Genomic DNA, 11,014 nt, shown 5'->3' with positions numbered 1-11,014 from the left:
ATCCCCCCAGGACGAGGAAGTTCCCCGGCTGCGACATGGCGTCTCCGTCGGGCGGCGCCTTCGGAACCGGGGCCGTAGGCGGGGGTTGGATGCAGGTGCGCGCGCCCCTTGCCCCTCTGATGCTCCTGATGCTGCTGGCCGGATGCGAGGCGGCGGCGACCGACACCGACCGCGTTCTTTCGGCCAATGGCGAAGTCATCGCCCTCAGCGGCGGCGCCGGCGGGGCGGCCAACGCCTGTTTCACCTGTCACGGCCTGGACGGCGGCGGCGACGGAGCCGCCGCGCCGCGCCTGGCGGGCCTGGACGTCGGCTATCTGCAGAAACAGATGGAGGACTACGCCTCGGGCCTCAGGGCCGACGACCAGATGACGCGCATCGCCAAGGCCTTGGATCAGAGAAGCCGACGCGAGGTGGCGGCCTATTACGCCGCCCTGCCGATCCCGCCGACGGAGCTGAACGCCGCCGCCGCCCCGGCGCCGTCGGTCTATCTGAGGGGCGATCCCGCGCGGGGGGTGGTGGCCTGCGCCGCCTGTCACGGCTTGAACGGCGAAGGAACCGGCCTGGGCGGCAATCCTCAGATCGCGGGCCAGCCCTACCCCTATCTGGTCGAACAGATGGAGCGGTGGAAGTCGGGCGAACGCCGCAACGATCCGCGCGGCGTCATGGCCGCCGCCGTCAAACCGCTTTCGGACCCAGAAATCCGCGCCATAGGGCTTTGGCTGTCCGCGCAACCTGCTTCTCCAGCGCCCGCCAGCGCCTCTGCCACCGGGTCCGCTTCCGTCGACGCAGCGGCACGACCGGCAGCATCGCGTGAAACACGTCGTCCCGATCGATCAGATGGTGCTTGAGGGCGGCCCCGGCGTGGATGGGGATCATCAGCAGCAGGGTGACCACCAGGCCCCAATGCATCCATTCCGCCGCCGCCTCGATCGCCCATAGCTGGCTGTTGGACAGGTCCTGGAACGGCAGCAGGGGCCAGGGGATGAAGCCCAGCGTCTCCAGTTCGCGCGTCCGGTCCGTCGCCGAGATCATGGCCCAGCCCGACAGGGGCAGGCCGAACAGGCAGACGTAGAAGACATAGTGGGTGACGTGGGCGGCCCAGCTCTCCCACCCCGGCTTGTCCGCATCATTGATCAGGTCCGGCGCCAACAGCCGCCAGGACAGTCGGCCGATCACCAGGATCAGCATCAGGACGCCTACGGCGAAGTGCAGATCATAGGCGGCCAGCATCTGACCGCCGACCGGCTGACGCCCCATCCACCAGCCCCAGCCCAGTTGGAAGATCACCAGGGCGGCCATGACCCAGTGAAACAGGATGCCGACCGGCGAATATCGGCCTTCGTCATGGTGGCCCGCCGCCCATTCCAGCAGTTGGGTGAAGAGCTTTTCGATCACGCCGGACGCACCCCGGCCTCGGCGGGAAGGTCCGGCCCCAGCATCCGGCCCAGCCGCCACAGGGCCGCCAGCAGATAGAGGCCCGCCGCCGGAGCCCACATGATCAGCCCCGCCGCCTGCTGGTCCTCCAGCGGGGTCAGGCCCCAGGCCAGGGTCGTATAGGCGTGGGGCGCATAGACGGCCTGGCCGGCGAAGGTCAAGACCGCGCCCAACAGCCCCATCGCCAGCATGGCCGCCAACAGGCCGACCACGGCCGCAGGCGCGCTGGCCGCCCGCGCCGCCGCCCAGAACCAGACGGCGGAGGCCAGAAGGCTGAGCTGCATGATCCAATAGACGGCGTCGCTGGACAGGGCGGCGCCATAGGCGGCGGGCGCATGCCACACCCACAGCACCGCCGCCTGGACGAAGGTCGCCAAAGCCAGAGACCCGTATCGCCGTCTCGGCGCCATCTCGGCCAGCAGGGGGGCGGCGACCGTGACCAGCAGGACGTGATGCACGGTCCGGGCCGAAAACAGGGCGGAGCTGAGGGCGCACAGGGGCGAGACGAAGCTGACGCCCAGCACGGCCATGGCGGCCAGGCCCAGGCCCCGCGACCGACCGTGCGTCCGCATCAGGATCAGGGCCGTGGCCCCGGCCATAAACAGAAGCAGGACGGGGTCCAGGTTCCAGCGCCAGTCGCCGGCGGCGGGCGCGGGGCCGCAATAGGGCGCCCAGCCCGAAACGGGGGTCGGGGTCGGGTTCATCGGTATGGTCTGGTCGGCCGCATGCGCCCCGCCCTTGCTGCAAGCTTCACATCGGAAAGGTGCGACAGGCCGCCCGGTTCCGCGCGGAAACGGTCGCAGGCCTGCGGCGTTAGGTCACCGAACCCGAGGCGAGGAGACGATCATGGCCGCACGACCCACCTGGCAGGGGCATTTGAAACTGTCCTTGGTGACCTGTCCGGTCGCCCTCTACACCGCCACCGCCTCCAACGCCCACGTCAGCTTCCACCTGATCAATCCCGAGACCAACAACCGCATCCGCATGGTGCCGACCGACCCCGACACCGGCCCGATCGAACGGTCGGATCTGGTCAAGGGCTATGAGGTGGCCAAGGACGAATATGTCCTGTTCGACGACGCCGACTTCGACAAGGTCAAGCTGGAGACCACCCGAACCATCTGTATCGACAGCTTCGTGGACGAGGACGAGATCGACCGTCTGTACTGGGACGACCCCTTCTATGTGGTGCCCGAAAAGGGCGTGGGGGCCGAGGCCTTCGCCGTCATCCGCGACGCGATGAAGTCGGCGGGCAAGATCGCCATCGGAACGCTGGTCCTGCGCGGGCGGGAACGGCAGCTGGCCCTGGAGGTGCGCGGCAAGGGGCTGGTGGCCTATTCCCTGCGGGCGCATGACGAGGTGCGGCCCGCCGAGGACTATTTCGACGACATTCCCTCGGTCAAGGCGGACAAGGACATGGTGGAGATCGCCAGCCGGATCATCGCCCAGAAGGAGACGGACTTCGACCCGACCGACTTCAAGGACCGCTATGACGAGGCCCTGCGCGAGATGGTCAAGGCCAAGCAGAAGGGCGGCAAGTCGGTGGTCGAGGCGCCCGAGCCCGACGACACCAATGTGATCGATCTGATGGAGGCCCTGCGCAACAGCCTCAAGGGCTCCGCGACCGGCGCCAAGCCGAAGAAAAAGGCCCCCGCCAAGAAGAAGCCGGCGACGCGCAAGACCGCGGCGTGATGGGGGCGGAGCGCTAGTGATTAGTGCTGGTGATTAGTGCTAGTGAGCAAAAGGTGGGCCGGGCGCGGATCAGCGGACACTCCCACTGCTCATGCCTTACTCACTAGCACTAGCACTAATCACCAGCACTAATCACCGGCACCGCCCCTCTAAAGCCCCATCGCCTTCAGCACGGGTCGCAAGCTGACCTCTCCGGCCCTGAAGTCCTTCCACGGATCGGGCTTCTTCAGCAGGGCCGGGGCGTCGTGCAGGGTGAAGGCCTTAGGGTCCAGGCCCGCCTTGACCTGCCCCCAGGACAGGGGGAAGGCGATGCCTGCGCCCGGCCGCGCCCGCACCGACCAGGGGGCGACCGCCGTCGCCATCCGCCCGTTCCTCAGATAGTCGATGAAGATCTTTCCGCCGCGCGCCTTCTTGGCCAGGGTGGTGGTGAACCGGTCGGGATCGGCGCGGCGCACCTCTTCGGCCACGGCCTTGGCGAAGGCCTTGCATCGGTCCCATTCGATCCGGCTGCGGCCGTCCGAGCGGATCGGAACCACGACATGCAGCCCCTTGCCGCCGGTCGTCTTGACGAAGGGGTTCAGCCCCTTGGCCTCCAGCGTTTTTCGCACCGTCTTGGCCGCCGCGATGACCGCTTCGAAATCCAACCCCTCGTCGGGATCGAGGTCGAAGGTGACCTGTTCGGGCGTCTCCGGATCGCCGGGCCGACAGCCCCACGGGTGCAGCTCAAGCCCGCCCGACTGGGCGACGGCGACCAGCCCCCCGACATCGACCACGGCGACATAGGGTTTGCGCTCATGCACGTCGATCAGCTTCAGCCGCGGGTTCGAGCCCGGCATGGCGTGGCGCTGGAAGAAGGTCTCGCCCTCGATCCCGTCGGGCGCGCGGATGATCGACACCGGCCGGTCGGCGACATGGGGCAGGATCCGTTCGGCCGCCTGTTCATAGTAGCGGGCCAGGTCCGTCTTGGTGATGGCCGGCCGCCCCCCGACGGCGGGCCACAGCACCTTGTCCGGGCTGGACAGGGTGACGCCGGCGACGACCACCTTGTCCTTGCCCGTTCGGCGCGGCGTCGGCGCGGCCTTCTCCGCCTGTTTCGGCGACGGCGGTTGCGGCTTATCGACCACCTCCTGAGCCCGCTTGTCCTCGCGCAGCCCCTTGAAGGCCGCATGGCGCAGGGAGCCGCCTTCGGTCAGACCACCGTGCTCCAGCTCAGCCACCAGAACCGGCCGCAGCCAGTGGATGTCCTTGCCGCCGCGCGGCGCCCCCTTGCCGACGAAGGGCGAGGCCTCGGCCGCCGCCGCCTTCAAGGCCGGCAGCAGGGTCTTCAGCAGGGGGGCGGAATAGCCGGTCCCGACCCGGCCGAGGTAACGCAGCCCCTCCTCCTCCGCCACGCCGACCAGGAGGGAGCGAAAGCGCGTCCCGTCCTCCGACGACCAGCCGCCGATGACGACCTCATCCCTGCCCCGGCATTTGGACTTGACCCAGGTCGAGGACCGGCCCGGCTGATAGGGGGCGTTCAGCGTCTTGGAGATCACCCCCTCCAGATCCATCCGGCAGGCGCTGTCCAGCACCGCCTGGCCGGTGGAGGCGAAGTGATCGACATAGCGCACCCTCCCCCGCGCCTTGGCCGGAATCCGGTCGATCAGGGCCTGGAGCCGCGCCTTGCGGTGCGACAGGGGCAGGGCCGTCAGATCGTCCCGCCCCTCCTTCAGCAGGTCGAAGGCGAAATAGACCAGGTCCTGGGTCTTTCCGTCGGCGATGGCGGCCTGAAGGGCGGAAAAGTCCGGCGTGTGGTCCTCGGTCAGGGCGCACAGTTCGCCGTCCACCACCCCGTCGGGCCACTGGGCCGCATCGGCCGCCAGTTCGGGAAAGCGGTCGGTCCAGTCATGGCCTCGACGGGTGTAGAGGCGCGCCTGCCCGCCGCCGACGGCGATCTGGATGCGATAGCCGTCGAACTTGATCTCATGCACCCAGCCGGCGCCCCCGGGCGGATGGTCCGCCACCTTGCACAGCTGGATCGGCTGGAAGGCGGGCGGCTGGGCCAGGTCCGCCTCGCGCGGCTTGGCCTTCGGCGGCTTGGGGCCCTTGCGCGCCACGGGGCGAGAGGCGGTCCATTGGGTCTTGCCCTCCGCGATCTCGGCCAAGCTGCGGCCGCTGGCGACGGAGGCGTCGATCTCCATATTGGCGTCGCCCTCGCCGGGCACGGCCGCCTCGTCCTTCTCCTTGATCAGCAGCCAGTTGTTGCGTTTGGACGGCTTGCCGCGATCGGACTTCAGCCGCACCAGGGCCCAGCCGCCGCTCAGCCGCTCGCCGTGCAGGATCATCTTCAGCGAGCCGCGCTCCAGCGCCGCCTCTATGTCGGGCTCCTGCGGCTCCCATTCGCCCCGGTCCCACAGCTGGACGGTCCCGGCGCCGTAGTTGCCGGACGGAATGGTCCCCTCGAAGGTCCCATAGGCCAGGGGGTGGTCCTCCACCTCCACCGCCAGTCGTTTGACGGCCGGGTCGCGCGACGGCGCCTTGGTGACGGCCCAGGACTTCAGGACCCCGTCATGTTCGATGCGGAAGTCGTAGTGCAGCCGGGTGGCCGCATGGCGCTGGATCAGATAGGTCAGCCGGCCCTTGCGTCCGGCCTTGGTCTTTCCCGCCGGTTCGGGGGTGCGGGTGAAGTCGCGCTTGGCCCGATAGGCTTCCAATCCGTTCGCCATGTCGCCGCCTCGCCCGTCTTCGTCCCTGGTCGGACGACAACGTGCATGGGGCGAATTCGATCACCCGGCTCTCCGGCGACCGTCAGACGGTTTCGTTGGCCGAAGCGGCGGCTTGCAAGGCGCCCCATCCCGACAGAAGAAGGACGCAGACGTCGTCGGCCCAGGGCGCGCCCTCTTCAGACACCGACAGGGCCATCTGAAGCAGGGCCGAGACCATGCCGGCCCTGTCGCAGCAGTCCGGCATGACAGGGCTCAGATCGCGCTCATCGACCTCATCGGCCAGCCAGGCCGCCACGCCGTACGGGGGCCAGGAGGCGTCTGCGGCCGGGATCTCAAGCTGCGGCGATCGCATCGAAAGCCTCGTCGGCGGGACGGCTGCGGTCCGGCGGCAGCAGATTGTCCAGGTCCAGCAGGCTGAGCATGGCGCCGTCCACCGCGAAGATTCCGGCGACGACCCCACCCTGGCCATGGCCCATGTCCGGCGTCGCCTGGCGGTCGGCGTCGTCCAGTTGGACGATGTCGGACACTCCCTCGACCAGCAGGCCCACGGTCCGCCCGCCGCAGTTGGCGACCATGATGGCGTGACGCGCTGAGGGTTCAGTCGTCGGCAGGCCCAGGCGCGCGGCCAGGTCGATGATCGGCAGGACGCTGCCGCGCAGATTGACCACCCCCTTCATATAATGGGGCGACTGGGGCACGGGCGTCGCGGGGGTCCAGCCCCGGATCTCCAGCACCGAGGTGATGTCGATGCAGAAGGCTTGGTCCCCGACCCGGAAGCCGACCATCTCACGACGGCCGGCGCCGGCGCGGTTGACGGAAAAGGCGTCGGTTTGAGTATGCGCCATGGACATCAGAAGGCCTCCCATTCGGAGTGAACGGCGGCCTGTCGGCCTCCGCCCGCGGCGAGTTTCAGTCGGGGCGCAGGGCGGTCGGCCGCGAAGGCGGCGATCCGGCCATGGGCCTCTTGCAGCGGCGCAGGTCGGCTGGAGCCGCCGTCCTGGCTGGTGGTGAACCGGCCGACCAGCTGGGCCAGTTCGGCGGCCTCGCGGCTCAGGGCCACGCTGGCGGCCGTCGACTCCTCGACCATGGCCGCATTCTGCTGGGTCACCTGGTCCATTTCATTGACGGCGGTGTTGACCTCGGCCAGGCCGACCGCCTGTTCCTGGGTCGATCCGCGAATCTCGCTCATCAGCTGAGTGACTTCGACGATCCGGCCGGCGATGCCGGTCAGGGCCTCGCCGGTTTCACGCACAAGGACGACGCCGGATTTGACCTGGGCGCCGCTGGCGGAGATCAGGGTCTTGATCTCCTTGGCCGAGTCCGCCGACCGCTGAGCCAGGGCCCGCACCTCCGAGGCCACGACCGCAAAGCCCCGCCCGGCCTCGCCGGCGCGCGCCGCCTCGACTCCGGCGTTAAGCGCCAGAAGGTTGGTCTGGAAGGCGATCTCGTCGATGACGCCGATAATCTGACTGATCTGGTCGGACGAGCGTTCGATCTCGCCCATGGCGTCCACCGCCCGTTGGACCACGGCGCCGCCCGTTTCGGCCTGGGCGCGGGTCTGGCTGACCACCTTGTCGGCCTCCTGGGCGTTCTCGGCCGTCCGGCGGACGGTGGCCGTAATCTGATCCAGGGCGGCCGCCGTCTCTTCCAGGCTGGCCGCCTGACGTTCAGTGCGACGGGACAGATCTTCGGCCGCTGAACTGATTTCCTTGGCGCCGGACTGCATGGTCTCGGCGTTGCCGCCGATGACGGCGATCGCCTGGTCCAGCGCCGCCATGGCGCGGTTGAAGTTCTCGCGCAGAGCGGCGTACTCGCCCGGAAAATCCTCTTCGATCCGATAGGACAGATCGCCCGAGGCCATGGCCGACAGGCCCTGGCCCGTATTTCGCACCACCATGGCCTGAACGGCCGCCGCCTGACGATCAGCCTCGGCGCGGCGTTCGCGCTCCTCTTCGACGGCGGTGACGTCAATGGCGAACTTGACCACCTTATAGGGCTTGCCGTTCACGTCGAAGATCGGGTTGTACGACGCCTCGATCACCGCCCGCTTGCCGTTCTTGCCGTAACGGACGAACTTGTCGGCGACGAATTCCCCGGCGTTCAGCCGTTTCCAGAACTCGGCATAGGCCGGCGAGCGGGCCTCGGCCGGATCGACGAACATCCGGTGATGCCGGCCTTTGATCTCGGACAGTTCATAGCCGAGCACCGCAAGGAAGTTGGCGTTGGCGTCGAGCACCACGCCGTCGAGATCGAACTCGATCACCGCCTGAGACAAATGAACGGCCGCGACGATGGCGCGAAGCTCCAAGAGCTCCTCGCTTTCCGCCTGCGGTCGATTGAACAGCTTACGCATTCGGGTGGCTTTCTCTTCTTTGCCGCCTTTTCCCAGACCCACATTACCGCTTCGCTATACGATGCTTCGCGCCCGAAGCTTTTACAACCTTGGTCGATGCCGCTACGCCACTACCAGTTTAACTTCGTTTGTAAGTAAAAGTACTAGTATCCCCGAAAAGCACAGCGATGTTGGGTTCAGATAAACATTCCGTACACTTTCCAGTAATGAGTGAGCACTAACGCTGCAGCCAAAGGGCGACGAACGCCCGCAGCATCGAGAGCGGATATGTGGGCCAAGGGGAAAAAGCCGGCGAGCGGCATGCTGGAAACGGCTGTAGAGGCTCTTCGCACCAACATCATGTTGGCCGACAAGGACCTGAACATCACCTATCTGAACCCGGCGGTTCGCAATCTTCTGCAAGAGGCGGAAGCCGAGCTACGGTCAGACCTGCCCAACTTCAGCGTTGATCGGCTGGTCGGCTCCAACATCGACGTCTTCCACAAGAACCCGGCCCACCAGCGGCGGATGCTGGCGACTTTGAGCGAACCCCATTCGGCCACCATCCGGGTCGGGGGTCGCGCCTTCGACCTGTTGGTCACGCCGCTGAAACAGGGCGGCAAGGCCGCCGGTTTCGTCGTGGAATGGGCGGACGCCCGCTATCGGCTCGCCAGCGAGGACTATGCGGCCCAGATCGAGGCCATCGGCCGATCTCAGGCCATGATCGAATTCACCCTGGACGGGACCATCGTCAACGCCAACCGCCTGTTCCTGGACGCCATGGGCTATCAGTTAGAAGAGATCGTCGGGCGCAAGCACGCCATCTTCGCCGAGCCGGCCTATCGCGACAGTCCTGAGTACAGCCAGTTCTGGGCCGCCCTGTCGTCCGGCCAGTTCCAGTCCGGCGAGTTCCGGCGCGTCCGCAAGGACGGCGGGGCCGTCATCATCCAGGGCTCCTACAACCCCATCGTCAATCCGGACGGCAAGGTGGCCAAGGTGGTCAAGGTCGCCGTGGACGTGACCCGTCGAGTCGAGGCGGTGGAACAGATCGGCGACGCCCTGACCGCCCTGGCCCAGGGCGACCTGGAGCGCCGCATCACCACGGCCTTCATCCCGGAACTGGACAAGCTGAGAACCGACTTCAACGCGGCCGTCGACGCCTTGCAGGCGACGATGAAAAGCGTCGGCGAGACGGCGGGCGCCATCCGTTCCGGCGCCGACGAGATCGGCGTGGCCTCCGACGACCTGTCGCGCCGCACCGAACAGCAGGCCGCCAGTCTGGAGGAGACCGCCGCGGCTCTGGATCAGCTGACCGCCACCGTCCAGCGCAGCGCCGCCAACGCCCAGCAGGCCGCGACCGTCGCCGCCGGGGCGCGCGGCGACGCCGAACGGTCCGGCGCCGTCATGGAAGAAGCGATCGGCGCCATGGCCGAGATCGAGCGCTCCTCTGGCGAAATCAACCAGATCATCGGCGTCATCGACGAAATCGCCTTCCAGACCAATCTTCTGGCCCTGAACGCCGGGGTCGAGGCGGCGCGCGCGGGCGAAGCCGGTCGCGGCTTCGCCGTCGTGGCGTCTGAAGTTAGAGCCCTGGCCCAGCGGTCGGCTGAGGCGGCGAAAGAGATCAAGGGTCTGATCGCCGGCAGCACCAGTCAGGTGGGCAAGGGGGTGAAACTGGTCGGCGAAACCAGCCAGGCCCTGGCCGTCATCGTGGACCGGGTCGCCGAGATCGACGGCCTGATCACCGAAATCGCCACCTCGGCGCGCGAACAGTCGACCGGCCTGGCCGAGGTCAACACCGCCGTGAACCAGATGGACCAGGTCACCCAGCAGAATGCGGCGATGGTGGAGGAGTCGACAGCCGCCTCCCATTCGCTTCGCCAGGAGACCGAGAACCTCGCCTCGATGATCGGGCGGTTCCGCCTGGGCGCCGGATCAAACGTGCTCGCCGCCGCTCGCCCCGCCTCGCCGCCCCGTCCCGCGCCGGTGAAGCTGGCCGCCGTCGCCGGCCGTCAGACCGCCGCCGCCCAGAGCGTCGAGGCGGACTGGGAAGAGTTCTAGAACCCGATCGTTCGGCCGGCGCCGCGCAGCGGTTCCGGCCAAAGCGTCAGTCAAGCGCTCGCTTGGATTTTCAGCCGATCAGGCCCTGGGACCGGACGCAGCGGGCGGGCGTCGACGCGGGGCGGGCTTGAGCTTGCGCCCCTCCTGCTCAGACAGCCGTTCGACCGCCGCGCCGATCTTTTCGAGCGTTCTCTGGGTCACGGCCAAGTCTTCGGCGCCGACAGACTCGAGAATCTGCTCCTGAACGCAGGACAGGCACTTAGACCAGACGTCATGGGCCGACCGTCCCTCGGCGGTGATCTGCAATAGATGCGCCCGTCGGTCGCCGATCAGGGTCTGACGGCTCACCAACCCCGCCGACAGCAGGGCGGCCGTGCGGGTGGACATGACCGCCTCTGACACAGCCAAAAGGTCGGCGGCCTCGCGCTGGGTCAGGCCGGCAGGCCGGTTCTGCAACAGCGTCAGCACGGCCAACTGGCCGACGCCGAAGCCGGCTTCGGCCAAAACCTCGTCCAGGTGGGCGGCCCACCGCCGCGCCAGGATCGCAACCGTCAGCCCCAGGGTGTTGCCGACGTCGCCCTTGCCGCAGTCGCCGCAGTTCGCGTCCGGGCCATGACCTGCGCAGGTCGTAGGATCGCCACAGACGAGGGGTCGATCTTCTGGCGCGGCGAGTCGGGCGCCGTCGTGCATGTCAGGTGACGTGACCCCCTGAAACTCCTCCAGGAATAGCTAGAGTCCGCCCCTCGAAAGGACGGACAGAATGAAGCGATCACGGTTCACGGAAGAGCAA

At 67.8% G+C, this 11,014-nt stretch carries 9 protein-coding genes and 1 pseudogene; 3 read left to right on the top strand and 7 right to left on the bottom strand.

The annotated features are described in order from the left end of the window. Positions 1-35: 35 nt before the first annotated feature. Positions 36-629 (top strand): annotated as a pseudogene (locus tag GGQ93_RS16335) (c-type cytochrome); the annotation flags it as partial. A 46-nt stretch (positions 630-675) separates the two neighbouring features. Here GGQ93_RS16335 and GGQ93_RS16330 read toward each other — a convergent pair. Beyond that, a complete protein-coding gene (locus GGQ93_RS16330) occupies positions 676-1,395 on the bottom strand; it encodes a cytochrome b (protein WP_224764353.1) in 720 nt (239 codons plus the stop codon). Then, on the bottom strand, positions 1,392-2,138 hold the full coding sequence (locus GGQ93_RS14485) for a cytochrome c oxidase assembly protein (RefSeq protein WP_183217944.1): 747 nt from the start codon (positions 2,136-2,138) through the stop codon (positions 1,392-1,394). The genes GGQ93_RS16330 and GGQ93_RS14485 overlap by 4 nt, the downstream gene beginning before the upstream one ends. A gap of 142 nt (positions 2,139-2,280) precedes the next feature. Here GGQ93_RS14485 and ku point away from each other — a divergent pair, with 142 nt between their 5' ends. Then, positions 2,281-3,126 carry a non-homologous end joining protein Ku gene (gene ku / locus GGQ93_RS14480; RefSeq protein ID WP_054764775.1) on the top strand — a complete coding sequence of 282 codons (846 nt, stop codon included), beginning with the start codon at positions 2,281-2,283 and terminating at the stop codon, positions 3,124-3,126. A gap of 149 nt (positions 3,127-3,275) precedes the next feature. Here the strand turns inward: ku and ligD are convergent, their stop codons facing one another. The 4 genes from ligD to GGQ93_RS14460 all read right to left on the bottom strand — a co-directional run bounded on the left by ligD (position 3,276) and on the right by GGQ93_RS14460 (position 8,184). Further along, positions 3,276-5,831 carry a DNA ligase D gene (gene ligD / locus GGQ93_RS14475; RefSeq protein ID WP_183217942.1) on the bottom strand — a complete coding sequence of 852 codons (2,556 nt, stop codon included), beginning with the start codon at positions 5,829-5,831 and terminating at the stop codon, positions 3,276-3,278. An 82-nt stretch (positions 5,832-5,913) separates the two neighbouring features. Continuing rightward, entirely contained in the window at positions 5,914-6,183 is a 270-nt protein-coding gene (locus GGQ93_RS14470) for a hypothetical protein (RefSeq protein ID WP_183217940.1), read from the bottom strand. Next, entirely contained in the window at positions 6,164-6,676 is a 513-nt protein-coding gene (locus GGQ93_RS14465; protein ID WP_054766834.1) for a chemotaxis protein CheW, read from the bottom strand. Before GGQ93_RS14465 ends, GGQ93_RS14470 begins: the two co-directional genes overlap by 20 nt. A gap of 5 nt (positions 6,677-6,681) precedes the next feature. Continuing rightward, a complete protein-coding gene (locus GGQ93_RS14460; RefSeq protein WP_183217938.1) occupies positions 6,682-8,184 on the bottom strand; it encodes a methyl-accepting chemotaxis protein in 1,503 nt (500 codons plus the stop codon). Positions 8,185-8,484: 300 nt separating this feature from the next. On the opposite strand from GGQ93_RS14460, the gene GGQ93_RS14455 reads away from it, so the two are divergent. Further along, positions 8,485-10,224, top strand: coding sequence for a methyl-accepting chemotaxis protein (locus GGQ93_RS14455; protein WP_224764352.1), 1,740 nt, complete (start codon positions 8,485-8,487; stop codon positions 10,222-10,224). A 78-nt stretch (positions 10,225-10,302) separates the two neighbouring features. Here GGQ93_RS14455 and GGQ93_RS14450 read toward each other — a convergent pair whose 3' ends face one another. Continuing rightward, positions 10,303-10,914 carry a MarR family winged helix-turn-helix transcriptional regulator gene (locus tag GGQ93_RS14450; RefSeq protein WP_183217934.1) on the bottom strand — a complete coding sequence of 204 codons (612 nt, stop codon included), beginning with the start codon at positions 10,912-10,914 and terminating at the stop codon, positions 10,303-10,305. Positions 10,915-11,014: the final 100 nt, after the last annotated feature.

This window comes from Brevundimonas aurantiaca, assembly GCF_014199955.1.
Taxonomy (GTDB): domain Bacteria; phylum Pseudomonadota; class Alphaproteobacteria; order Caulobacterales; family Caulobacteraceae; genus Brevundimonas; species Brevundimonas aurantiaca.
This window is presented reverse-complemented; position numbering and strand designations above follow the sequence as displayed.